21 protein-coding genes are annotated in these 24,273 nt (G+C 47.9%); 15 read left to right on the forward strand and 6 right to left on the reverse strand.

The features are described 5' to 3' along the window. The 13 genes from ccoN to djlA form a co-directional block, all read left to right on the forward strand. Positions 1 to 1,197: cytochrome-c oxidase, cbb3-type subunit I (gene ccoN / locus AAGC78_RS16345; RefSeq protein WP_435785169.1), on the forward strand; the 1,197-nt coding region annotated here is incomplete at its 5' end. 10 nt (positions 1,198 to 1,207) lie between these two features. Beyond that, a complete protein-coding gene (gene ccoO, locus AAGC78_RS16350; protein WP_435785170.1) occupies positions 1,208 to 1,819 on the forward strand; it encodes a cytochrome-c oxidase, cbb3-type subunit II in 612 nt (203 codons plus the stop codon). Then, on the forward strand, positions 1,819 to 1,986 hold the full coding sequence (locus AAGC78_RS16355) for a cbb3-type cytochrome oxidase subunit 3 (RefSeq protein ID WP_435785171.1): 168 nt from the start codon (positions 1,819 to 1,821) through the stop codon (positions 1,984 to 1,986). The genes ccoO and AAGC78_RS16355 overlap by 1 nt, the downstream gene beginning before the upstream one ends. 22 nt (positions 1,987 to 2,008) lie before the next feature. Then, positions 2,009 to 2,920 carry a cytochrome-c oxidase, cbb3-type subunit III gene (gene ccoP, locus AAGC78_RS16360; protein WP_435785172.1) on the forward strand — a complete coding sequence of 304 codons (912 nt, stop codon included), beginning with the start codon at positions 2,009 to 2,011 and terminating at the stop codon, positions 2,918 to 2,920. 111 nt (positions 2,921 to 3,031) lie between these two features. Then, a complete protein-coding gene (gene ccoG / locus AAGC78_RS16365; RefSeq protein ID WP_435785173.1) occupies positions 3,032 to 4,441 on the forward strand; it encodes a cytochrome c oxidase accessory protein CcoG in 1,410 nt (469 codons plus the stop codon). Between the two features lie 43 nt (positions 4,442 to 4,484). Further along, entirely contained in the window at positions 4,485 to 5,078 is a 594-nt protein-coding gene (locus tag AAGC78_RS16370; protein ID WP_435785174.1) for a FixH family protein, read from the forward strand. Between the two features lie 10 nt (positions 5,079 to 5,088). After that, entirely contained in the window at positions 5,089 to 7,512 is a 2,424-nt protein-coding gene (locus AAGC78_RS16375) for a heavy metal translocating P-type ATPase (RefSeq protein WP_435785175.1), read from the forward strand. 20 nt (positions 7,513 to 7,532) lie between these two features. After that, positions 7,533 to 7,739 (forward strand): cbb3-type cytochrome oxidase assembly protein CcoS, encoded by a 207-nt coding sequence (gene ccoS, locus AAGC78_RS16380; RefSeq protein ID WP_435785176.1) that lies wholly within the window; start codon positions 7,533 to 7,535, stop codon positions 7,737 to 7,739. Then, positions 7,736 to 8,695, forward strand: coding sequence for a sulfite exporter TauE/SafE family protein (locus AAGC78_RS16385; RefSeq protein ID WP_435785177.1), 960 nt, complete (start codon positions 7,736 to 7,738; stop codon positions 8,693 to 8,695). The genes ccoS and AAGC78_RS16385 overlap by 4 nt, the downstream gene beginning before the upstream one ends. Before the next feature lie 378 nt (positions 8,696 to 9,073). Beyond that, positions 9,074 to 10,771, forward strand: coding sequence for a hypothetical protein (locus tag AAGC78_RS16390; protein WP_435785178.1), 1,698 nt, complete (start codon positions 9,074 to 9,076; stop codon positions 10,769 to 10,771). Between the two features lie 207 nt (positions 10,772 to 10,978). After that, a complete protein-coding gene (gloA, locus tag AAGC78_RS16395) occupies positions 10,979 to 11,362 on the forward strand; it encodes a lactoylglutathione lyase (protein ID WP_435785179.1) in 384 nt (127 codons plus the stop codon). A 65-nt stretch (positions 11,363 to 11,427) separates the two neighbouring features. After that, positions 11,428 to 13,044 carry a protein adenylyltransferase SelO gene (locus AAGC78_RS16400; RefSeq protein ID WP_435785180.1) on the forward strand — a complete coding sequence of 539 codons (1,617 nt, stop codon included), beginning with the start codon at positions 11,428 to 11,430 and terminating at the stop codon, positions 13,042 to 13,044. Between the two features lie 97 nt (positions 13,045 to 13,141). Next, on the forward strand, positions 13,142 to 13,951 hold the full coding sequence (gene djlA, locus AAGC78_RS16405) for a co-chaperone DjlA (protein WP_435785181.1): 810 nt from the start codon (positions 13,142 to 13,144) through the stop codon (positions 13,949 to 13,951). A 9-nt stretch (positions 13,952 to 13,960) separates the two neighbouring features. On the opposite strand, the gene AAGC78_RS16410 is transcribed toward djlA, so the two are convergent. Then, positions 13,961 to 15,100 (reverse strand): helix-turn-helix domain-containing protein, encoded by a 1,140-nt coding sequence (locus tag AAGC78_RS16410; protein WP_435785182.1) that lies wholly within the window; start codon positions 15,098 to 15,100, stop codon positions 13,961 to 13,963. Between the two features lie 293 nt (positions 15,101 to 15,393). Further along, a complete protein-coding gene (locus tag AAGC78_RS16415; RefSeq protein WP_435785183.1) occupies positions 15,394 to 18,021 on the reverse strand; it encodes an RICIN domain-containing protein in 2,628 nt (875 codons plus the stop codon). Between the two features lie 560 nt (positions 18,022 to 18,581). Here AAGC78_RS16415 and AAGC78_RS16420 point away from each other — a divergent pair. Then, complete coding sequence (locus tag AAGC78_RS16420; RefSeq protein ID WP_435785184.1) at positions 18,582 to 19,055, forward strand: MaoC family dehydratase; 474 nt, start codon at positions 18,582 to 18,584, stop codon at positions 19,053 to 19,055. A gap of 107 nt (positions 19,056 to 19,162) precedes the next feature. Continuing rightward, on the forward strand, positions 19,163 to 20,086 hold the full coding sequence (locus tag AAGC78_RS16425) for a hypothetical protein (protein ID WP_435785185.1): 924 nt from the start codon (positions 19,163 to 19,165) through the stop codon (positions 20,084 to 20,086). A 36-nt stretch (positions 20,087 to 20,122) separates the two neighbouring features. Here AAGC78_RS16425 and AAGC78_RS16430 read toward each other — a convergent pair whose 3' ends face one another. The 4 genes from AAGC78_RS16430 to pyrC are packed head-to-tail and all read right to left on the reverse strand — an operon-like array spanning position 20,123 to position 24,242. Beyond that, positions 20,123 to 22,117, reverse strand: coding sequence for an alpha/beta fold hydrolase (locus AAGC78_RS16430; protein ID WP_435785186.1), 1,995 nt, complete (start codon positions 22,115 to 22,117; stop codon positions 20,123 to 20,125). A 26-nt stretch (positions 22,118 to 22,143) separates the two neighbouring features. Next, positions 22,144 to 22,488, reverse strand: coding sequence for an MmcQ/YjbR family DNA-binding protein (locus tag AAGC78_RS16435; protein ID WP_435785187.1), 345 nt, complete (start codon positions 22,486 to 22,488; stop codon positions 22,144 to 22,146). Positions 22,489 to 22,523: 35 nt separating this feature from the next. Further along, complete coding sequence (gene rnt, locus AAGC78_RS16440; RefSeq protein WP_435785188.1) at positions 22,524 to 23,195, reverse strand: ribonuclease T; 672 nt, start codon at positions 23,193 to 23,195, stop codon at positions 22,524 to 22,526. A gap of 9 nt (positions 23,196 to 23,204) precedes the next feature. Then, entirely contained in the window at positions 23,205 to 24,242 is a 1,038-nt protein-coding gene (pyrC, locus tag AAGC78_RS16445) for a dihydroorotase (protein WP_435785189.1), read from the reverse strand. Positions 24,243 to 24,273 lie beyond the last annotated feature (31 nt).

The raw sequence follows: 24,273 nt of genomic DNA on the forward strand, positions 1-24,273 counted from the left end.
GTACAACGTACCTGCCAGACCACATTGTTTGGTGGTTGGTTGGTTCCTTTTACTTTCTGGGGCTGGCAAGCTGTTATTGTTCTGGCGGCCATTACCCTGCCATTGGGAATGACTTCTGCGAAAGAATACGCAGAGCTGGAGTGGCCAATCGATATCCTGTTGGCGCTGGTGTGGATCTCCTACGCAATCGTGTTCTTCGGCACCATCGTTAAGCGTAAAACCTCGCACATCTATGTTGCTAACTGGTTCTACGGCGGTTTCATCGTCACTGTTGCGGTGCTGCACATCGTTAACAGTGCATTTATCCCGGTTACCCTGACCAAATCTTACTCAGCTTATGCTGGTGCCGCTGACGCTATGGTGCAGTGGTGGTACGGCCACAACGCGGTAGGTTTCTTCCTGACTGCGGGCTTCCTTGGCATGATGTACTATTTCGTACCCAAGCAAGCGGGTCGTCCTGTTTACTCTTACCAATTGTCTATCGTGCACTTCTGGGCGTTGATCTCCCTGTACATCTGGGCTGGTTCGCACCACTTGCACTACTCAGCATTGCCAGACTGGACCCAATCTTTGGGTATGGTGATGTCCCTGATCCTGCTCGCGCCAAGCTGGGGCGGTATGATCAACGGTATTATGACCCTGTCAGGTGCATGGCATAAATTGCGCACCGACCCTACCTTGCGTTTCCTCGTGGTAGCTCTTTCTTTCTACGGTATGTCGACGTTTGAAGGCCCGATGATGGCAATCAAAAACGTAAACGCACTGTCGCACAACACCGACTGGACCGTAGGTCACGTTCACTCAGGCGCTCTCGGCTGGGTAGCAATGATTTCTATCGGCGCGCTGTACCACATGCTGCCTAAACTGTTTAACCGCGAAGAGATGTTCAGCGTAAAACTGATCAACTTGCACTTCTGGTTGGCGACTGTAGGTACTGTACTTTACGTAGTGGCTATGTGGATCAACGGTATCGGCCAAGGTTTGATGTGGCGTGCGTTTAACCCGGATGGTTCTTTGACCTACAGCTTCATCGAAACTGTTGTGTTCAGCAAAGGTGGTTACATCATGCGCGCAATCGGCGGTGCCTTCTTCCTGACTGGCATGCTGATCATGGCATACAACACTTACCGCACCGTAAAAGCAGCTGGTTCAGCTGCTGATACTGCTAATCAGCCTGCTCAGGCACCAGCTGTTTAAGGGGAACGCCGTGAAAGGTCATGAAATAGTAGAAAAGAACATCGGTCTGATGACCGTATTTATGGTTGTTGCTATCAGTTTCGGTGGTTTGGTGGAAATCGTTCCACAATTCTTCCTGAAGCAAACTACCACTCCAGTTGAAGGTTTGAAGCCTTACACCGCTGTGCAATTGGAAGGTCGCGACGTGTATATCCGTGAAGGCTGCCACGTTTGCCACACCCAAATGGTTCGTCCATTGCGTGCTGAAGTAGAGCGTTATGGCCACTATTCAGTAGCGGGCGAATCAGTTTACGAGCACCCGTTCCTGTGGGGCTCCAAGCGTACTGGTCCAGACCTGGCACGTGTTGGTGGCCGTTACTCGGACGATTGGCACAAAGTGCATTTGTTTAATCCGCGTATCGTAGTACCTGAGTCGATCATGCCTGCTTATCCGCACTTGTATGACAACAAGTTGGATGGCAAGCACACCGAAGCCAAAATGCGCGCGCTGGCTAAAGTAGGTGTTCCATACACCGAAGAAGACTTCGCGGGCGCCAAGCAAGCGGTACAGGGCGTAACTGAGATGGACGCACTGGTAGCTTACTTGCAAAACCTGGGCTTGCTGCTCAAAGAGAAGCGCTAATGGACGCAGGGACTATTGGCGCAATTTCAACGGTACTGGTAACTATCGCCTTCTTCGGCGTGTGCTTTTGGGCGTTTTCGCCCAAGCTTAAAAAGCGCTTTGAAGAAGATGCCAAGTTGCCATTTGCCGATGAACCTACAGACAAGCAGACAGATGATCACAAGTAATCATCGATAGGGCGGATTTACTATGAGTACTTTTTGGAGTTTTTGGATCATTATCCTGACAACTACCAACCTGGTGTTGTTGTTCTGGATTCTTATGGCCAACCGCAGACGTGCGGTTACTGGCGAAGAAAGCACGGAAGCCAAAACCACCGGTCATGTGTATGACGGTATTGAAGAATATGACAATCCATTGCCGCGCTGGTGGTTCTGGATGTTCATCCTGACGTTCATTTTCTCAATCGGCTACCTGATTATTTATCCTGGTTATGGCGCTTACGAAGGCTTGAAATTTAAAGACAGTCCCGCATGGACATCAGTAGGCGAATTGCGTGGCGATCAGGCAAAAGCTGAAACTGTGTATGCCGAGACTTACGGTGTCTATTCCAAGATGCCAATTGAAGAAGTTGCCAAGAACCCGGATGCGCTCAAAATGGGCTTCCGTCTGTTCTCTAACAACTGCGCCGTATGTCATGGTGCGGACGGCGGTGGTAACCCCGGCTTCCCGAACCTGACCGACAAAGATTGGCTCTATGGCGGCACCCCGGAAAAAATTCATGAAACCATCGTTCATGGCCGTAAAGCAGCTATGCCAGCATGGGGCGGAATTTTGGGTGAACAAGGCGTAGTAGATGTTACTGAATATGTTCTACAGCTTTCAGGTGGCAAGCACGATGCAGCAAAAGCAGAAGCTGGCGCCAAGTTGTACACCGCAAACTGCGTGGTTTGCCACGGTACCGATGGTAAGGGCAACCAACTGGTTGGTGCACCTAACCTGACTGACAAAATTTGGTTGTATGGCGGTGAGCCAGCGACTATCCGCCAAACAATTCGTGATGGCCGCAACGGCGTGATGCCAGCGCAGCAAGAGTTGTTGAAGGAAGATCGTATCCACTTGCTAGCAGCCTACGTTTACAGTTTGTCATTGGAAGAGTAACTAACCACTCTTCCTGCAAGGAAGGCAGGCTCAGGCCTGCTTTTTTTTCGCACTCAATTAGCGTTTCTGTCGATAAAGTAACCAAGTTGGCAGGAGTAGTGAGGTAATACCTTGAGTGAAAAACCGTCGTTAGAAAGTTCGTCAAAACCTGCAGAACCCGTTATCCGCTACGTAAATCTCTACGAGGCGGACGATAAAATCTACACCCGCCGTATTACCGGTTTCTATCAGCGCCTGCGCCGCTACACCGGCATTCCCCTGATGCTGGGTTTTTTGTTGATGCCCTGGTTTGTTATTGATGGGCGTCCGGCGATCTTGTTCGATTTGCCTGAGCGCAAATTCCATATTCTCTGGCTGACTTTTTGGCCACAAGACGCTATTTATCTCGCTTGGTTATTGGTAATCGCTGCCTTCCTGCTGTTTACCGTGACGGTGATGGTGGGGCGAGTCTGGTGCGGGTTTACCTGCCCGCAAACTGTCTGGACGCAGATGTTTATCTGGGCGGAACACCTCTGTGAAGGCGACCGCAACAAGCGGATAAAGCTCGATGCGCAGCCTTGGAACTTTGAAAAAATCTGGCGCAAGAGCGCGACACAATCCATTTGGATTGCGATTTCGCTGGTTACATCGCTGACGTTTATCGGTTACTTCGTGCCCATTCGCAGCCTGATCGTCAATTTCTTCACCTTCAACCTGGATTTGATGACGGCGTTTTGGGTGCTGTTTTATCTCGGCGCTACCTACATGAATGCCGGTTTTATGCGCGAGCAGTTCTGTAAATACATCTGCCCTTACGCGCGTTTTCAGGCGGTGATGTACGACAAAGACACGCTTACTGTGTCTTACAACGCCGTACGCGGTGAAGCGCGCGGCCCGCGTAAACCAAGTGACGATTACAAAGCCAAAGGTTTGGGTGATTGCATCGATTGCTCCTGGTGTGTGCAGGTGTGTCCGGTGGATATTGATATCCGCGATGGTTTGCAAGCCGAATGTATCGATTGCGGGCTCTGTGTTGATGCGTGTAATACCGTTATGGATCGAATGGGCTACGAACGTGGTCTGATTAGCTTCACTACTGAGGATGCCATCAATAATGGCAAAACCAAAATTCTCCGTCCGCGCTTATTTGGCTACGGTGCAATGTTACTGGTGATGGTGTCGCTATTTATTTATTCCATCGCCACCCGTGTACCCGTGGGCTTGGAAGCACAGCGCGACCGGGGTGTAAGGCTGTTCCGCGAAGTGGAAGATACTATCCAGAACGTTTATACCCTGAAAATCAGCAATATGGATCGCGGCACCCACACCTACGATGTCACCGTGGAGGGCGATTATGACTTTAAAGTGTTAGGTTACAAATCAATCCCGGCGCTTGAAGGTGAGATGCTGACTATTCCTGTGCGGGTATCGGTGAATAAAGAAGATCTAAAAGACAAGAAGTCTGAAATTCGTTTCCGCATCCGTGCGCGTGAAAATCCGGAAATTACTGCGACCAATACCACCACGTTTATTGGTCCATAATCATCAACCCATTACTATAATGGGCTGAGTTAAAGGTGTCTGAATGAGTGCTTCTCCGAATAGTGTTTCTCCAAAAGGTGTTTCGCAAATTATGAACGACTCAACCAAAGAAGTTGTAAAACCCTGGTACCGCGAGTTCTGGTTCTGGTTTGTATTCGCCCCGCTGATCTACATCATTATTATGTGTTCGATTACCGTGACCATTGCCCTTAAAGGCGCAGATGATGTGATCATCGATAACTACTACAAAGAAGGGCGCATGATTAACCAGGCGCTTGAGCAGGACAAACGGGCGCACGAATTGGGTTTGAGCGGCGAGCTGCGTTTTGACCGTACCAGCGGTGATGTTTTACTCACTGTTACTAATGCGCCGACCGATGCCAAGTTGATGCCGAACGAGTTGCTGCTAATGATGGGGCATCCGGTAAAAGCAGCGAAAGACCAACTCATTAGCTTGAAGGAAGTTGCGCCCGGTCATTATCGAGGTGAGTTGAAAACCGAGCCGGAATATTCCTGGTACCTGACTCTTTATCCAATCAATGATCTTGCAATGCGCAACGATGCCCCTTGGACATTGAGCGGTGAAATCAACTTCCGTGAATCCGAAGTAACGGCATTGACGCCACGAGTTGAGTAACCAAGGCTAGATGACATCCACCGCGCCCTCTGGTGCCCCTCTTGAGCAGGCCTGTTATCACTGTGGCCTGCCGGTTCCCGCTGCCAGTTATTATCCAGTCGTTATTCAAGGTAAAGAGCAGCGCATGTGCTGCCCCGGTTGTCAGGCGGTTGCCATGGCGATTGTCGATGGCGGTCTGGAGAATTTCTACCAATTCCGCACCGCCAGTAGTGACCGCCCGGAGTTATCAGGGCAGGGCGGCGAACGCTGGGATATCTACGATTTACCCGAAGTTCAAGCCGAGTTTGTGATTCCGTTTGATGGCAATCTCAAACAGGCCAATCTATTGCTCGAAGGTATCAGCTGTGCTGCCTGCAGCTGGTTGATCGAAACTCATCTCAAAAAAAATTCGGCAATCCAGTCAGTCACTGTCAACCTGAGCACCCATCGCTGTGCGATTGTGTGGGATTCAGCCAGTTCCTTAAGTGAGATATTCCAGTCCCTCGCTGCGATTGGTTACACACCGCGCCCAGCTACCGATGACCAGCAACAACAGCTGATCAAAAAAGAGAACCGTATCGCCTTGTTCCGTATTGGCGTTGCAGGTTTTGGCACCATGCAGGCGATGATGGTGGCGGTGGGTATGTATACCGGCGCGACCGATTTCTGGTTGGACTTTTTGCGTTGGCTATCAATGCTGGTGGCGGCGCCGGTAGTGTTTTTCTCGGCTTGGCCGTTTTTCCAGGCAGCTTGGCGCAGCATCAAAATGCGCCATCTGGTGATGGATGTTCCCGTCGCACTTGCGATTGGCTTGGCTTACATCGCCAGTGTGTGGGCGACGGTTTCCGGCACCGGCGAGGTGTATTTTGAATCCGTCTCCATGTTTACCTTATTCTTGTTGATTGGTCGCTATGTGGAATTGCGCGCGCGCCATCGCAACCGCCTCGCATTTGGCAATCTCGCCCAACTCATGCCACTGACAGCTTGCTGTGTACGGGAAGAAAACGGCTGCGATATTGAAGAGTCGAGGCCGATTAAAACCCTGCAACTGGGTGATCTGATTCTGGTGAAAGCGGGTGAAACCTTTCCCTGCGATGGCCGTGTGATCGCCGGTGAAAGCGCGGTGGTAGAAGCGCTGCTCACAGGAGAGTCGCGCCCGGTGAGCAAAGCAGTGGGTGATACGGTAATCGCCGGCACGCTCAATAATCACAGCCCGCTCAAAGTAGTGGTGACGGCTTTGGGCGCGGCAACCCAGCTTTCGGCAATCGAGCGTTTGGCTACCCAAGCGGCGGATGAAAAACCGCAGCAGGTGATGGTGGCAGATCGCATTGCACGGTTTTTTATCGCCCGCCTGTTAATTGTCTGCAGTGTGGTGTTTGCCTTCTGGCTCTGGTATCGCCCGGAACAAGCGCTCTGGGTGACCTTGTCGGTATTGGTAGTTACTTGCCCTTGTGCCTTGGCACTGGCGATGCCGGCGGCCTTATCGGCGGCGACAGCGAATCTGCGCAAGCGTGGCTTTCTAGTCGCGCGTGGTCATGTGATTGAAACCCTTAGCAGTGTTAACCGCGTTATTTTTGATAAAACCGGCACGCTCACCAAAGGCAAATTTGCGGTGGCGGAGGTCAAACCTTTCGTGGGTGTCAGCCACAGCGAGCAGGAGCTATTAGGAATAGCCGCCGCCTTGGAGGCAGGGTCAAACCATCCATTGGCTGCCGCATTCCGCCCTTGGCAAGATGTATTCAAAGCGCAGGACATCAAGCAAACCACAGCAGCCGGTGTGGAAGGGCGTATCGGGGATGAAACCTACCGCTTGGGCACTGCGGAGTTTGCCGCAGGGGAGCTGGCTTCATCACTTGAACTACCTGATGCACTCCATAGCTGGCTGTTGCTCGCCAATACCCAGGCACCACTGGCCTGGATTGCCTTGGTTGATGAGGTTCGGCCTGATGCCGCCCCGCTAATCCAGCAGCTCAAAGCGCGGGGCATTGCGGTTGAATTACTCAGTGGCGATCAATCCGGTACAGTTGCCCAGTTGGCGCAACAATTAGGAATTGATGACTATATTGCCGGTGCAAAACCAGGCGACAAATTGTCGCATTTAAGCCAGCGACAGGCGGCAGGTGATAAAGTATTAATGATTGGCGATGGCATTAATGATGTGCCAGTCCTGTCGGGTGCGGATGTTTCTGTCGCCATGGCCTCTGCCTCGGATCTGGCGCAGACCCGCGCGGATTCCGTGCTGCTTAATGATCGTTTGGAAGTGTTGGCGGATGCCATCGAAATCGCCCATCGCACCAAAGCGGTCATCAAGCAAAACCTGCGTTATTCGCTGGTTTATAATTTGCTCGCGTTGCCACTGGCGGCGGCGGGTATGATCCCACCTTGGCTGGCTGCAATAGGGATGACCGCCAGCTCGTTGATCGTGATCTTTAACGCACTGCGTTTAACCAAGTAATTTCAATCCGTGAGCCGTTAATGGAAAGTCTGTATTTTCTTGTCCCCTGTGCACTGATCTTTATTGGTCTGGCGATCAAGGTGCTGTTTTGGGCGCTCAACAATGGTCAGTACGATAATCTCGATACTGAAGCGCACCGCATCTTGTTCGACACGGAAAAGTCCAAAAAAGACAACTCCGCTACCACCACTGACGCCGCTCCCGACGATAAGACTCCCTCCGTATGATGATTGAATGGTCAGCCCTCACGGCCGCGTTCCTTCTCGGCCTCTTTAGCAGTGCCCATTGTGTGGGTATGTGCGGCGGTATTATGGGCGCCTTGAGTATGGCTGTGCCAGCCAATGCCAAGGCGCGCCGCTGGTTTATCCTGCTCAGCTACAACCTCGGCCGAATTTTCAGCTATGCCCTGATGGGTGCCATAGTCGGCATCTTCGCCCAACAAATTACCGCATCTGGCGGCGCGATCTGGTTGCGTTGGTTCGCCGGTCTGCTGTTGATCGCGATGGGTTTGTATCTCGCTAATTGGTGGCGCGGACTCACATATCTGGAGACGGGTGGTCGTTACTTGTGGGCTTATTTACAGCCCTTGGGTAAGGCCTTGATGCCCGTTGATAACCCTGCCAAAGCAGTGGTGTTGGGTGGAATTTGGGGCTGGTTGCCCTGCGGTTTAGTCTACTCGGCACTTGCTTATGCGATGGCGCAAGGCCATGCACTTGGTGGCGGATTAATTATGTTGGCGTTCGGTTTGGGCACTTTGCCCGCAGTGCTTGCAACGGGTTTTGTAGCGCAGCAATTAGGCCGATTATTACAGCGTCGCCACGTCCGCTGGAGTTTCGCCCTCCTGATAATCCTGTTTGGATTGTGGACTGTTTGGGGCGGTGGCCACACCGGGCACGAGCATCATCACGGTGATGGTGCAGAAACTCATCAACACTCGCCTGATGCTACTTCTGATTCCACGCACGATCACCACGGACATCAAATGGAAGGTGCTGCGGATGAACATGAAATGCACAATCATCTAGACGCATCGTCTGAGCACGACCATTCGACAATGGACCACTCAGGAATGGACCACGCAACAATGGATCACGAGATGATGGATCACTCAGGAATGAACCATTCCGATATGGATCACTCTCAACATGAAAGTGGAAATGAAACAGTTGTGGATGATCAATAACCAGCTTTCTCGTCTCCCGCTTGCGCTCGCCATCACTAAAAACTTTTTAACAGCTTCCCGCTAGGTTCGCTAATACTCGCGTGCTAAGGTGCGCGTTCTTAAATGGGGCGCGTAACCGTCGTAACTGCAAGTGCAGTGCGGTTCAAACAATAATTGCCCTCTACAGCTAAGCTCGAAACCGAACAGATATTCGTTAGGGCGGTTACTTATTATTCCTAACGACAGGCTGATCTCTTTCACCGGAACGTCTATCCTTCTGTAATAGAAGATTGCAGAGCTGCATTGCGCAAGATAGATGTGAAACGAGAAGAGTATGGGAATTAGCTGCAAAAATCAGGGCGTTAACGAATATCAGTAAGTGAGCGATGAGGCATCAATATGATTAAGACCCCGTATGTCGGGTTGTTCAGTATGTTGGCATTATTCCCTGTATGGGCGAATGCTGATGAGCCTCCTGTTGCTGCGGAAGACGATCCAACTTGTGAAAATTTTTATATCTCCGGAAAAAAATTTTCCGATATCAAAAACACTCGTATCACCTCAACCCGCTTTGATGGCTTGGAAGGAAAAACCGTTCGCCATATCGAATACAACACCAAATCCGTATTTGATCCAGATGATCCGGATGAAAATAATGGCCTGTATATGTTTCTGAATAAATTGCATGTCAACACTCGTCCGAGTGTTATTCGCACGCAATTATTATTTCGTGAAGGCGACAAATTCAATCAGCAAAAAGTAGAGGAAAGCGAGCGTATTTTGCGCACGCGTCCGTATCTTTCCAATGCCTACATACTGCCAAAAAAAATCTGTGCCGATCAGGTCGATATAGTCGTAATTACTCAAGACTCCTGGGCATTGGAGCCGCAAGTGTCGGTGAGCAAAGAATCGCAGGGAACTGAGTCAGGTTTCGCTATTTCTGATGGCAACATCATGGGGACGGGAACCGAGTTCACTATTGGTTATGAGCAAAATAATGATCGCAATCTGATCAGCTACGACATTAGCAATCCGCACATTTTTAATTCGCAGATATCTACTCGCGTGTATTACGCCGATACTAGCGATGGCCGCGATACGATTGTAAAAGTAGAGCATCCGTTTTATTCATTGGAAACCCCTTGGGCGACTGGTTTTTATACACAGGATGTAACCCAGGAATTGCGCATTCGCCATCAGGATGAAGAAATAAATCGTTTTCGTCACCAGAGCATGTTTAATGAAGTTTACATAGGTATGGCGACTGATGTTCAGGATACCCACACACAGCGTTGGATTGTGGGTATATCCAATGAAGAAGATAATTTCTTTGAAATGAATGAGATTCTTCAGCCGGTACCGCAAGCACGTAAAACGGCCTACCCATGGATTGAGTACCAATACTTGGAAAACCGTTTTGGTGTATTTAAAAATTTAAATCAAATCCAGCGTGCGGAAGACGTTGCGATTGGCCAGAATTTTTCGTTGCGTTTGGGATATGCCGGAACTGGATTTGACAACCCTGATGATGTGACCCGCTTTATTGGTAAATACACCAATATTATCGGTTTGGGTGAAGAGCACATTATGGAAGCTGGCGTGAATATCGATGGCCGCCATCATTCAAAATTGGAGCAAGCCAATAGTACGGTGTTGGGAGTGAATTTTTCCTACAACTATTTTGCGGATGAAAAAAACCGCTGGTATATGGGATTCCAATATGAAGTAGGGCAGGATCTCGCCCAGTACGAAGAGTTAACGGTGGGTGATATCACTGGGCTGCGCGGCTATCCATCGGACTATCAGCGCGGTGATGAGCGTTATGTGTTTACGGTCGAGCGTCGTTATTTTTCCGATATCCATATTTTCAATATTTTGCGTGTAGGTGCTGTAGCCTTTTTCGATGTGGGCAAAGCCTGGGGGTTGGAGCAATATGGTGAAAGTCCAACACTCGCGGATGTTGGTTTTGGTCTGCGCCTCAGCTCAACTAAAGTACGTATTGGTAATGTAGTGCATATTGATGTTGCTACACCTTTGACCGCACGTGAAGGATTGGGAGAGTACCAGCTCACCATCGGTGCCCAGAAAAAGTTCTAGTCTTTTTGCAGCTGCCACCGGTATTTATCCGGTGGTTGGTTTGCCCATCTTTGTTGATAGTTATTTCTAATTAAGACTATTTTAAGGTTGTTTCTATAGCCTTTGGATAACGATTTTCTTTGCGGTTAATTTTCTGTAATTCAATGCATATCACTTTATAATCACCTCATTCTGGTTAAGTCTTATTAAATCCACAGGTTTACGATTATGCGAATTCTTCACACTATGCTCCGCGTTGGTAATTTACAAAAATCTATCGATTTTTATACCCAGGTATTGGGCATGAAATTACTGCGTCAGCACGATTATCCTGAAGGAAAGTTTAGCCTCGCATTTATTGGCTACGGCGACGAAGCTAACAATACCGTTATCGAACTTACGTACAATTACGGAGTGGAGAGTTACGATCTGGGCAAGGGGTACGGCCATATCGCTTTGGGTTGCGAAGATGTTTATGTCACCTGCGATAAAATCCGTGCAGCCGGTGGAAAAATTGTACGTGAGCCTGGCCCTATGTTGCATGGCACTACTATTTTGGCGTTTGTTGAAGATCCCGATGGTTACAAAGTTGAATTGCTGGGTATTGAATAGTTTTTCTTATTGATTTTTATTGTGGGTAAATTCAAATACAACTGGACGACCCTCGGTCGGTATCTATGATCACACAGCTCGACAAACTTCAATTTGATAACCGTTTGGTGCGCGAGCTACCGGCCGATCCTATTGCGGAAAATTATCGCCGTCAGGTTGCCGGTGCAGTTTATTCGCGGGTAAATCCGACCGCGGTAAAAAAACCGCAGTTGGTTGCCGGTGCAGCAGCAGTTGCCGCATTGATCGATTTACCGGAATCAATTTTTACCCAAACGGAATTTGCGCAAGTATTTGGTGGCAACCAATTGCTCACTGGTATGGAGCCCCATGCCTGCTGTTACGGCGGCCATCAATTTGGCAACTGGGCAGGGCAGTTGGGCGATGGCCGTGCAATCAATCTCGGTGAAGTTCGCAATCAACAAGGCGAGCACTGGACGCTGCAATTAAAAGGCGCTGGCCCGACACCTTACTCGCGCACTGCTGATGGTTTAGCGGTGTTGCGCTCTTCGGTGCGTGAATTTTTATGCAGCGAAGCAATGTTTCATTTGCGTGTTCCCACCACGCGTGCGCTCAGCCTTGTCACCACGGGCGAATGGGTGCGACGCGATATGTTTTATGACGGAAATCCGCAGTTGGAAGCGGGTGCGGTTGTCTGTCGTGTTGCGCCCAGTTTTACCCGTTTTGGCAATTTTGAAATTTTGTCGGCGCGTGGTGATGTTGAGTTATTAAAAAAATTGGCTGATTTCACTATCCGTACCGACTTTCCACATTTGCTGGATGAAGCATCCGTTATCGATACCGATATTTATGTGCAATGGTTTAACGAGGTTTGTATCAGCACTGCGCGCATGATTGCGCATTGGATGCGTGTGGGTTTTGTACACGGTGTAATGAATACCGACAATATGTCGATTCTTGGATTGACGATTGATTACGGTCCCTACGGTTGGCTGGAAGGTTACGAGCCGGATTGGACTCCCAACACGACCGATGCCCAAGGGCGCCGCTATAGATATATTAATCAGCCGCGTATTGCGCTGTGGAATCTTACCCAGCTTGCCAATGCAATTTATCCGTTGATTAATGCGGTGGAGCCATTGCAGCAGGCGCTGGAAAATTATCGCGCTGAATATGAGCGCTGCGCGCAACGCGATATGGCGAACAAGTTAGGTTTGAGTAAGTTTGATCCGGCGCAAGATCAAGCGCTCACCGACAATTTATTACAGGCGTTGCAAACCGCTGAAATTGATATGACGATTTTTTATCGCCAACTTGCCCATCTGACGCTTGATGACATTCATCAATACACCGATCAGCAGTGGGTTGATATTGTAAGATACGCCTATTATTCCGCACCGGATGCCGCCGCAGAAGCGGAAATGGCCAAGTGGATGCGCGCTTATGCACAGCGGTTGCAGCAGGATTATGTCTTGAATGGCAATGACGATGAGCAGCGTCGCGCACGCATGAATGCAGTGAATCCAAAATACGTATTGCGCAATTATCTTGCCCAGCAAGCGATTGATAAAGCAGCTGAGGGCGACAATTCCGAAGTTGAAAAATTATTGCAGATTTTGCGCAACCCTTACGCCGAACAGCCTGAATATGAGTCCTATTTTGCCAAACGTCCGGAATGGGCGCGGCACAAAGCGGGTTGCTCTATGTTGTCGTGCAGTTCGTAAGTATTTTTTAACAGGTTTTATCGGGTTTATTTGATTTGCGGGATATGTTCTGTTCAGGAATATGCTCGCTTTTTTTATGGGTGATTAAGAGAATATTATGATCGGAAAAGTATTGGGTTTTATCGCTGGTATTTTTGTTGGCGGTCCCTTTGGCGCAATCGTTGGTGCGATCCTCGGGCATTTTTTGGTGGATCGGAAAAGAAATGCTGCGCCCAAAATGTCCAGCGAACAGCTGCATGCAGTTCAGGCAAATTTCTTCACTACTGTGTTTTTATTGCTGGGGCATTTGGCAAAATCAGATGGTCGTGTCAGTGAAACTGAAATTCAGTTAACTGAATCGCTGATGAGTAAAATGGGTTTAACTCCCGATCACCGCCGCGAAGCCATCCGTTTGTTTAAAGTGGGCGCGGGCGATGATTTTAATTTTGATGCAGTGATCAGCGATTTCAAACAGCACTGCGGCGGCAGCCCCAATCTGGTCAATATGTTACTGGTTAATCTTGTCAATTTGGCGATGTCAGACGGCGTGCTTGATGAGCAGGAAGCGCAAGTGCTGCGTCAGGTTGCTGAACGCCTCGGGTTTTCGCGTTTTGCGTTCGAGCAATTGCTGCGTATGCTCAGTGCGCAAAATGCGTTTCGACAAGAGCAAGGCAATTATCAGGGGCAGTCCCAGGGTAGTTACCAGCGTGCGCCTCGCCCCGATGAATTGGCTCTTGCATATGAAGCCTTGGGGGTAGAAAAAACGGTGACTGATGCTGAATTGAAAAAAGCCTATCGTAAATTAATGAGCGAATACCATCCCGATAAACTGATTGGCCAGGGGATGCCAGACGATATGATTAAGGCTGCCACTGAGCGCTCACAGGAAATTCAAGCAGCTTATGATTTAATTAAAAAGTCGCGTTAGTTGTATATTTTAACCGGGGTTGCGTAATTGGCGATCCCGGTATTCGCTCGGTGTCATTCCTTCGCTGCGTTTGAAAAAGCTGTTAAATACCGACTTGTTGTTAAATCCCACCTCTAGATAAATATCCGTAATGGTTTTGTCGGCATAGTCCCGACGTGCAAGCAACTGTTTTGCCTCGCTAATGCGATAGCGATTAATAAACTGATAAAAATTGAGTTGATAATGCACCTTGAGCACAAGCGATAATTTTTTAGGTTGGAGCTTTACCGCACTGGCCAACTTGTCGAGGGTAATGTCCGGGTTGGTGTAGTATTTTTTCTCAGTCATAACCTGTTCAATATTGCTTATCGATTGTGGATCAATAGCCGGTGTTTTTTCTTCTTTTAATTCAAGCGTTGGTTCTTCATCTACCGACTGAACAGAGGAGAACAAAATAAACTTTAAGAAGATAAGTATATTGATCACGGCAAAATTTAAGTAGTAACCACTCAGCCCCACTATATTCAATAGATCCAGATCGAACCTACCTATAAATAATTCCGCCAGTTTTATCGACAACAACACACTATCCCAGGCAAAAAGTGCGACAAAGGATACCAGCATAATTTTAAGCCATACCAGATCGCCCAATTTCAAGTTCGCATACACATGTTGGAGTTGCTTGCTGTAGTTAAATATCAGTGAGAAGCACAGCAATGCGTAGAGCAAACGCAAATATCTACCTGCTGATTCGAGATACAAATAGGGCGAAGAGTAGGCGATATGTTGGGATTCGATAAGCCAATATTTTTGCGAATAATCTTTGCTGTAGAAAATAAAGATCATCCAACTCAAATAAACTCCGACAGGCAACAAGTGCCAGGCGTGTTGTTTTTTTAGCGCAAAGTCCTTAAATAGCATCGCCCGAACAAAGAAGTAAAGCAGGCAACCATCCAGAAAGTAGGCGTAGCTGCCGATAAAGAAATAGTTGGGTGAATGGTTCAACAACCAAATACGAAATTGGCTTCCCCAAAATGTCAATTCATGCAGCGTAATAAGCACATGTGCCAGTAAAAAGCCGACTAAAAAATAGGTGCTGAGCGCCTTCTCCTTATTAGTTGCCGCCAGGAGTATTGCAAATAGCAGACACTCAAAGGCGGTTAGCACCATGAGGACATCGTGAAAATTAAAAAGGATCGTATTCATAAGTGTGGTTATTAACTAACGTTATTATGTGTAACAACTTCGGGTGATGAAATTGTTCGCTCTATGAAGTTAATGTCTGCGTGTTATCTGTTTCCTGTAAATTTAGCACCTACTACAAAATACGCGTGAAGTTTTTATCGGCAGTGTGATCCACAAACAAAAAACCACGCCCTGGGGCGTGGAAAACTGCAGCAATTAAGGATAACGATTGGCTGCAGGGAGCTAGTGCCAGCGAGGCTGGCACAGACAGGTACAACCTATTTTGGCTGGAATTGCCATTGTTGATGAGCTCCGCCGGAATAGTCCCACTGTTGGATTGCTGTTCCATCGCTTGATGAAAGGTCTTTGACATCCAGCGATTTGTTACTGTTTTTTGCAATCACTTTGAAATAACCATTACCCAAATCAGTAATGATCCAGTTTTGATTGGTACCGTTGGAAAAGTCCCACTGTTGAATAGCTGCGCCGTTGCTGGTAGATACACCGCTGACATCGAGCGATTTACCGCTGCTATTGCTAATAATTTTATAGGTGTTGCCTGACAACTGCGTCACGGTCCACAACTGGTTTGTCCCACCTCCAAAACTCCATTGCTGAATCAGCGCACCGTTAGTGTTGGAGTTGTCGCGCACATCCAGCGCCTTACCGCTGTGTTTGGAAATGATTGCGTAAGTGCGTCCGGAAATAATTCCGGCGGCAACACTTGAACTGGATTTGCTGGAGCTGACTGAGCTGCTGCTTAGGCTTTGTGAGCTGGAGGAGCGGCTTGAACTAACAGCGCTTGAACTTTTGCTGGAGCTTACAACGCTGGATGATTTACTTGAGCTGATCGCACTGCTACTTGGCGTAATAGAACTGCTGGCGTTGCTCGCGAGGCTCAACGTGAAATTATTCAAATTGACTTCTGCACCGCTAAAGCGAATACGAATAATCTGATCGCCAGCAGTGAGTGAAATATTGCCTGCGTTTACACTGCTCCAGCTATTCCAATCACCGGTAGAGGGAATATTGGTTGTCGCTAACACTTGTCCATTTAATAGAAATTGAATCTGGCCAGTAGTTTGTGGTGTAGCGACACGATAGCTCAGATTGTAATTGCCGGCCTGTTGTACCTTGACGCTGTATTCCAGCCATTCACCTTGTGCGACCCAGCCGATGTTGTAACCGGATTGTCCGTTATCAGTCGTCGTTGAGATATCGACATCGGTGGTGCGATAAGCTCCGCCATTATTTCCACTTGTCGTGTCCGAATAAGTTAATCCCTGGCAGCCAAAATCAAAACTTTCTGCCTCAATGGTGCCAGGCAGAGTGAATGCTTGTCCGGTGTAAGGCGAGCGTGTGCCGTTGCAAGGTGTGCAGACCCTGACATCGGCGCTGCTGGTGCAAGAGCCGAGCGTTGTCACTGAATAGTTGTAACAAGTTTCTCCCATTAAGCCGACATCGTTAAACGACGTGCTATTTGCAGCAAGGGTAGTCAGTGGAACTCCATCGCGAGCGATTCGGTAACCGTCTTCTCCCGCGTTATTGTCTTGCCAATTGAGCGTGACATTAGAAAAAGAAGTTGCGTTACCAGTGAGTAATCCCGGTGCTTTTATTGAACACGCGGGTTTGGTTCCGTTGTAAAAATCCTGATGCCAGATTAATCCCGGTGCGCCGTTGCGAATATTGTTTTGCGCAAAACTAATCATCCCGGAATAACTGCTTGCCACAGTGCTGTTGCTGTTAATGGCAGAGACCACCGAGCTGTAAACGGAATTGGGAAGAATGGTCCAGAGGGTTTTATCGTGAGACATTTTTTTAAATGACCACGCAAAAGAACCAGCAATATTTGCTGCCGACCAATCGGCCATGGTGCGCAGGTTTGCGCTGGTATCTTCACCGTATTCACCGAGAATTAGCGGAACCCCCATGCGGTTGGTAATGTCATCGCGCAAATATAAATCGGCTAACCATGCGGTGTTGCCAAAAATATAATGGTGGGTTTCCACTACCAGATTATTATCCCAGCGACTGTTAATACCGGTTCTACTTTGGGTAGTGGCGTTGGTCCAATCCAGCACGTTTAAATCAGATCCCCACCAATCGCCTTCCACCACAATAATGTGGTTGTTATCGACTTCGCGAATCGCGTTGCGCATCGCAATAAGTGATGGAAGTAATTCGTAACTTCTGTTCGGTTGGGTTACCGGCTCATTGATTAAATCGTAACCCCAGATAATCGGCTCATTTTTATAATAGTTGGCGATGTGTCGCCAAATCTGGCTGGCAATCGCAACATTATTGCCGTCCCAGAATTTTACTGAGGTGCGCGGTTGGCTTGAATTAGAATCGACATTGTCGCTATGGTCGCCGGGATTCTGGTATCCGGGAGCGGCATGCATGTCCAGTAGGACGTACATCTTATTCGTTCTGCAATAGCTTATAAGTCGATCAAGGTATTGGAAACCGTGATTACTCAGTGCACCATTTTGCCAAAACATATTGTAATGAAATGGAACACGCACCGAGTTATAACCTAAATTTTTCAGATCAATAATGGTTTGTTCGGTTACATAGTTCAATCGCCACTGGTGTTCAAATTCTTTTGCTTTGGCCATATCACCAAAAGCGGTACCCAAGCTGTTTAAAAACTGGGTGTGGGTGCGGTAATTAAAATCACCCATCATCAGGTAACCTTCCCACAGCAGCCAATTACCAAGATTCATGCCGTTGAAATACAGCGGTGCACCATTTTCATCGACAATTTTGGTGCCGTTGGTGTGCACATATTGCGCAGATGCATCAGCACCAAACAGGCTGGCAGTCATCAGCGTAGCGATAGAGACAACTTTTTTTAGTTTTGTCCCTGACCGGATGGAACTGAATAGTTGATATATTCTGGACATAAATTCCTCACATTATTCATTTATTAAAAGGAGATTGATGTGTTGCAATCCTGCTGTTCCTTCTGCGCTTATTATTAAAATGCTCAACCTTGCAGAAAGAAAACCGGATAAACCGCTGGGCGATTTACCAGGAAAAGTACAAAAAATAGATTCTGTTGTAGTCTGAAAAAAGGAGAGAGTGTCACGAGTAAATATGCTTACTCGTCAATTCGATTGAGAATTTTATTCGTACGCTATATTGATGGCGCACCGCTAATCTTATTGAGCTTGTGTGATCTATCTGCCTTGTTATCAGGAATATTTTAATTTCTTAGATTTCAATGGTTTGCTTCAGTAGGGCAGTTATTCGTACGCGTAGCTACAAAAGTGGGAGAGATATTCGTGTGCCAGAGTTATTGTGGCTGCACTGGGGAGGACAAAATTTGTCGGATATAACAATTGAGCGGGCGTGAGCGATAATTTGTTGGTTGTATCCTGTTAAATCCCAAGCCGATAGCGCGCTGGATAGATTAAAATAAGTCCCAAATCACAACACTATCGTTAATGACTTGAGTATTCCCATGACATCAATTGAAAACTTTCCTATCTATGAACTGACTGTTGGCCAGACTGCCAGTTATAGCAAGACCTTGACCGAGCAAGATGTAATTCTGTTTGCGGCTTGCTCAGGCGATTTGAATCCTGTGCATCTTGATAAAGACTTTGCTGCTACTACGCCGTTTGGTGAACCTATTGCTCATGGTATGTGGACCGGGGCATTGGTTTCAGCGGCTATCGCAATGCGTTTGCCCGGGCCTGGGTCTGTTTATCGCGGCCAAAGTATCAGTTTTAAACATCCGGTAAAAATCGGCGATACAGTGACTATCACCCTGACCGTCAGTGAGATTAAAGAGCGAGTTAAATTGGTCACGCTGGATTGTGAAGCTCATAACCAAGACGGAAAGCTGATTGCTAAAGGTGTTGCGGAGGTTATTGCCCCCGCACAAAAACAACAGGTGGCGATCGGGGTGCTTCCTGCTATTGTGATCGGATAACTGGCATTTTTCGTAAGTTGTTCCGGTTTTATCAACTATACTTGTAAAAAGCCAAGCTTTACGATTTCTGTTTTCTAATTCCTGCTGCAGCACTGAGCGCTATTGCAATGAAAACCATTCAGTATTTTGTAATAGCGTTAATGGTGCTTGCCCCCAACCTGTGCATCGCATCTTCCTCATCCGCATCGGCGGAGCCATCGCCCATTGTTATTTTGGTTCCGCCATCAGTGCTGGAAAGCGCACGCACTTTTTTACAGCCAGATGAAACCCCGGAAACCTTTGCAGACTTTACCCGCGCAGGAAGCTATCGCGACCTTACCGATTATTTATTGTTGCGCCGTGCATTGGCATTGGGCGGGAATACATTGCCGATTGTGGCTGAGCCCTGGTTTGATGTGAGTTACGACCGCGTGGTGTTGCGTTTGCGCTCGGGGCATGCCTCTGTATTTAGTAACGGAATTTGGCGTGAAGATTTTGCACCGTCTGATGCGCAACTGAAAACCTCATCGCCATTGTTTCGCTACGGTGAAATGGAGGCGGGCATTTATATGAACCCGCAAAATCCCAAGCTGCAATCAACCAAAACTCTGGATGATGTGCAAAAGCTGACCGCGGTATCGAGTAAGCAGTGGCGACCTGATTGGAACGCGCTACAACAATTGGGCTTGGCAAAATTGCACGATAACGTCCACTGGGAAAGCATGATGAAGATGGTGCACACCCGCCGCGTGGATTTTATGCTGAGCGGTTTTTCCTCGCGCGAGGATTTGAGTTATCAGGCAATGGGAATAACCCTGCTGCCAGTACCGGGGTTAAAGGTCAAACTTGCCGGTAGCCGCGGTTGGATTGTTAGCCAAACCCATCCTGCCGGAGCTGATGCTTATCGCGCGATTGAAAAAGGCTTGGTGATACTGCGCGATGAAGGTGTAATTACGCAGGCTTATCGCGCGTCCGGTGTGATCAATGAGCGGGTGGCAGATTGGAAAGTGTTAAATCCGGATATGGGTGGTTTTCAGCGTAAGAATCAATAATGTCGCCCCTCCGTAATTATCCGGAGGGGCATATTTTTATTTTGCTACTTTTTTATTGGCTTGAAAGAGTTCGACTGATTTTTCAACAAAATAGGTGTTACTGCTGACTAAATCCCATCCATGTCCCTCCGATTGGATGATTCGAACAGGAATGTTTAACTTTTTCTTCTCAACTAATTTTTTAAAGTCTTCCGCCTGCTCTTTAGGGATTATGTTGTCCCTGTCTCCATGAAAAATGAGTAATGGGATTTTGATGTCGTCTATGCGTTGATAGGGTGAAATAGAATCCACAAATTTTTTGCCTTGCTGCTTCACGCCAATTAGGTCTTGCCAAAACTCATAAGCAAACCAAAGATCTTCTTTCTTATAATGTTTTAACTGTTCATTCAAATCGAGCGGTGCTGCTGCAGAAACGGCCGCGCTGTATAAATCAGGATATTTGATCGCGCTCATAATTGCCGCGTAACCACCATAGCTGAAACCAAGAATATAAACCCGGGAGGGATCTACTTTATTTTCTTTGATTAACGCTTTTACACCATCTGCCATATCAGCCAGCATCAAATCTGCAATTTGCTGTTTTCCCGCCAGCAGGTGTTGCACTCCGTAGCCGGTGGAACCTCTGAAGTTAGGCTCGAGCACCGCGTACCCGCGAGTAGAGAAATACTGCATGTGGCCATCGTAGCCATAGTAGCTGCGAGAGAAAGGTCCTCCATGTGGCATTACAATCAGTGGCCACTTTTGGTTGGCTGTTGCAACCGGTGGTGTTAGATATGAGGTGATAGTATTTCCATCTTGTGTTTTGTATTTATAAACCTCGGTGTCCTTCATCTGCGAGGGACTTAAAATTTTGGAGTAATCGGTTTGAACTATAGATTTGTTTTTGATGGCATCGAAAACAATAATCTTACCCTTTGTTTTAGCATCGCTACTAACCACTAATAACTTATCTGCTGATTCATTCCAGTCATAAATTTGGTTGATTTGTTCTGGGTATCTATTGTCCAGGGCTTGCTGGTATTTTTTGAAACGTTCATCTAACCAGACGGTTTTACGTTTGTCCGCATTGTAGCTAAAGCCTATCAATTTTTTATTTTTGTAATCGTAGTGAAGGGCAGCTTTCTCATCAGGGCTGCCTACATCATATATAGGGTCACTACCAATGACCTCTCTGGTATTGGTGATGTAGTTATACTTTACAAGTTGGTATCTATCTCCCGACGTTTTTTCCGAAAGGTACATAGTGTCTTTATCGTAGCCAATCTCATTTACCACTACCGACCGGTTTAAGTAGGATTTTGCATCGTAACTTAATTGGTAGCGTTGATTGGCGATATCGAGGTTAGCCAGTTCCAGATCATTCTGGTCACCTACCAAGCGATAAAACGAATGCTGTTCCTTTTTAATTTTTTCAACCAGGATGACTTTGCCATCACGATCTGTGTAGAGACCATCCGCTTTCAGTTTTTTTGCATCGTACAGATCTGTTTTTTCGCCGGTGTATATATTGATCTTATGAACATTTGCATGCCCATCAATATTGTAGGAGAGAAATAAAACATCTTCTTCATTTCCGCTCGGGCGTTTCAGCAGTGACCAATAGCGCAGGTTATTGACAAAGGATCTATAGCCTTTCACTTTGTCCGCGTCGTAGATGTTGCTAATTAAAACCCGCAGGTCTGCGCCATCCCGATTAACTGAATAAATAACACCACCCAAACCAAACACCAAACGATTATTGCTTATCCAGGTGAGTTGCTCCGGTGAGTTTTTAGCAACGGCAAATTCGTGTACTTCTACGAACTTTTCCAAGTCTGTGATGACGATGTTGTAGGTTTGTGTGTATTTTCGAATAAACGCTAGCTGTTTACCGTCGGGTGATATGCGGTAACTATACTCAGTGTTTTCCTTGAAGAAGTTTTCGGCAGGAATTTGTTTCGGGTCTGTAATCCCATCCAATCCATATGCTGATGACATGATGCTAGCATGGAAAAAAATCATTAGAAGGAAACAGTATTTCAACCTTGTCATAAACGCTCCTGGTAAGTTTTTATTGTTTAAAGAAGATGTGCCGCTGACCTGCCCATTTTTTTGACAACCAATGCATAAGAGTTGTCGATCATTCTTTTTATTTCTGCATCGGGAACTGAGCCGTTGATAATGACGGTATTCCAGTGCTTTTTATTCATGTGGTAGCCCGGTATTACCGCATCAAATACCATTCGTAATTGTTCGGCTTCAATTGGATCGCATTTCAGGTTGATACGTGTTTCGTCCGCGTTGCTGAAAACGAGTGCAAACATTTTATCGCGGACTTTGTATACGGCGGCCTCGGGGCCGAAGGGAAAATCCTCGACGGCCTCGGGTTTGGTGAGCAGATATTTTTTCAGGTTAAACGCCATCGTTGACCCTGTGTGGAACCTAATTGCTGCAGGAATTATTCAAGCTCGTCATCGGCATTGTCGGCAAATGAATCCCAGCCACCCAATTCCTTCCAGCGGTTTACGATCAGGCAAAATAATTCAGCGGTTTTTTCGGCATCGTAGGCGGCGGAGTGCGCAGCGCTATTGCTGAATTCCAATCCGGCCACCTGACAGGCTTTGGCGAGTACGGTTTGGCCAAAAGCGAGTCCGGCGAGTGTTGCGGTATCGAACACTGAAAACGGATGGAACGGACTGCGCTTGATATTGCAGCGCTCAATTACAGCGTTTACAAAATTCAAATCAAAATGCGCGTTGTGCCCGACAATCACTGCACGCGTGCAGCCATTTTCTTTTACGGCGCGACGCACGGCGTTGAGCAAATCGGTCATCACCATTAATTCCGGTTCTGCCATGCGCTCTGGGTCGTCGAGGTCAATGCCGGTAAAATCCAGCGCAGCTTGCTCGATGTTCGCGCCTTCAAAAGGTTCGACATGAAACGAAAAGGTTTCGTGGCGATGTAAAAAACCCTCTTGATCCATGCGGATTGTGACGGCGGCAATTTCCAACAAGGCGTCGGTTTGCGAATTAAAGCCGCCGGTTTCCACATCGACAATCACTGGCAGAAAGCCGCGAAAGCGCTGCGCCAAAGGTGAGTCGGGATCGCGGGAATTTTCAGGTGGATTCACAAATAAACCTTAAGCAGTTTGTAACTGCCAGCGAAGGGTTTCACCAGCGCGCAATGGCACTAGCGGTTGGTCGCCCAAATTCAAAGTGTCTGGCACTTGCCAGTCTTTTTTGATCAGGGTGACGGTGTCGGTATTGCGTGGGAGATTATAAAAATCTGCGCCAAAATGACTCGCAAACGCTTCGAGTTTATCCAGCGCACCAGCATCTTCAAATGCTTCGGCGTAAAGCTCGATTGCAGCGTAGGCGGTGTAGCTACCGGCACAACCACAGGCAGCTTCTTTTTTGTCTTTAGCGTGAGGCGCTGAATCGGTTCCTAAAAAGAATTTCGGACTGCCGCTGGTCGCTGCCTTTATCAACGCTTGCTGGTGGGTGCTGCGTTTTAAAATGGGCAGGCAGTAGTAGTGCGGGCGAATGTTGCCAGCGAGCATATGGTTGCGGTTGTACAGCAGGTGGTGCGCGGTGATGGTCGCGGCGATATTGTCCGGCGCATCGGCCACAAACTGGGCGGCATCGGCGGTGGTGATATGTTCCAGCACCATTTTCAGAGCGGGGAAATCTTTCACAACCTGACCGAAAGTGCGGTCGAGGAATACTTTTTCGCGGTCGAAAATATCAATCGAGCTGTCGGTTACTTCGCCGTGCAACAAAAAGTGCATACCGGCATTTTGCATGGCCGCGAGCACCGGGTAGATTTTCTTCAGGTCGGTCACGCCCGATGCGGAGTTGGTCGTTGCTCCGGCCGGATAAAGTTTGCAAGCGGTGACGCCATTGGCTTTGGCGATAGCGATTTCAGCCGGATCGGTATTGTCGGTCAGGTAAAGCACCATCAGTGGCTCAAACTGGCTGCCTTCCGGACGCGCAGCGAGAATGCGCTCTTTATAAGCCTGTGCTTGCTCGGTATTCATCACCGGCGGAACCAGGTTAGGCATCACAATCGCACGTGCGAACTGTTGTGCGGCATCGCCTACAGTACGGGTCAGTGAGGCGCCGTCGCGCAGGTGGATATGCCAATCGTCGGGGCGGATCAGGGTTAGCTGTTGGGTCATGGGGCGGGCGATTCCGTAGCAATCAAGTTGT

The sequence above is a fragment of the Cellvibrio sp. genome, from assembly GCF_039207905.1.
In the GTDB taxonomy this organism is placed as follows: Bacteria; Pseudomonadota; Gammaproteobacteria; order Pseudomonadales; family Cellvibrionaceae; genus Cellvibrio.

Excerpts from the sequence above, each read along its gene's own strand:
- AAGC78_RS16355 (WP_435785171.1), top strand. The coding sequence starts at position 1,819 with ATGGACGCAGGGACTATTGGCGCAATTTCAACGGTACTGGTAACTATC.
- ccoP (WP_435785172.1), top strand. The coding sequence starts at position 2,009 with ATGAGTACTTTTTGGAGTTTTTGGATCATTATCCTGACAACTACCAAC.
- AAGC78_RS16370 (WP_435785174.1), top strand. The coding sequence starts at position 4,485 with ATGAGTGCTTCTCCGAATAGTGTTTCTCCAAAAGGTGTTTCGCAAATT.
- AAGC78_RS16375 (WP_435785175.1), top strand. The coding sequence starts at position 5,089 with ATGACATCCACCGCGCCCTCTGGTGCCCCTCTTGAGCAGGCCTGTTAT.
- ccoS (WP_435785176.1), top strand. The coding sequence starts at position 7,533 with ATGGAAAGTCTGTATTTTCTTGTCCCCTGTGCACTGATCTTTATTGGT.
- AAGC78_RS16385 (WP_435785177.1), top strand. The coding sequence starts at position 7,736 with ATGATGATTGAATGGTCAGCCCTCACGGCCGCGTTCCTTCTCGGCCTC.
- AAGC78_RS16390 (WP_435785178.1), top strand. The coding sequence starts at position 9,074 with ATGATTAAGACCCCGTATGTCGGGTTGTTCAGTATGTTGGCATTATTC.
- gloA (WP_435785179.1), top strand. The coding sequence starts at position 10,979 with ATGCGAATTCTTCACACTATGCTCCGCGTTGGTAATTTACAAAAATCT.
- AAGC78_RS16400 (WP_435785180.1), top strand. The coding sequence starts at position 11,428 with ATGATCACACAGCTCGACAAACTTCAATTTGATAACCGTTTGGTGCGC.
- djlA (WP_435785181.1), top strand. The coding sequence starts at position 13,142 with ATGATCGGAAAAGTATTGGGTTTTATCGCTGGTATTTTTGTTGGCGGT.
- AAGC78_RS16410 (WP_435785182.1), bottom strand. The coding sequence starts at position 15,100 with ATGGTGCTAACCGCCTTTGAGTGTCTGCTATTTGCAATACTCCTGGCG.
- AAGC78_RS16415 (WP_435785183.1), bottom strand. The coding sequence starts at position 18,021 with ATGTCCAGAATATATCAACTATTCAGTTCCATCCGGTCAGGGACAAAA.
- AAGC78_RS16420 (WP_435785184.1), top strand. The coding sequence starts at position 18,582 with ATGACATCAATTGAAAACTTTCCTATCTATGAACTGACTGTTGGCCAG.
- AAGC78_RS16425 (WP_435785185.1), top strand. The coding sequence starts at position 19,163 with ATGAAAACCATTCAGTATTTTGTAATAGCGTTAATGGTGCTTGCCCCC.
- AAGC78_RS16430 (WP_435785186.1), bottom strand. The coding sequence starts at position 22,117 with ATGACAAGGTTGAAATACTGTTTCCTTCTAATGATTTTTTTCCATGCT.
- AAGC78_RS16435 (WP_435785187.1), bottom strand. The coding sequence starts at position 22,488 with ATGGCGTTTAACCTGAAAAAATATCTGCTCACCAAACCCGAGGCCGTC.
- pyrC (WP_435785189.1), bottom strand. The coding sequence starts at position 24,242 with ATGACCCAACAGCTAACCCTGATCCGCCCCGACGATTGGCATATCCAC.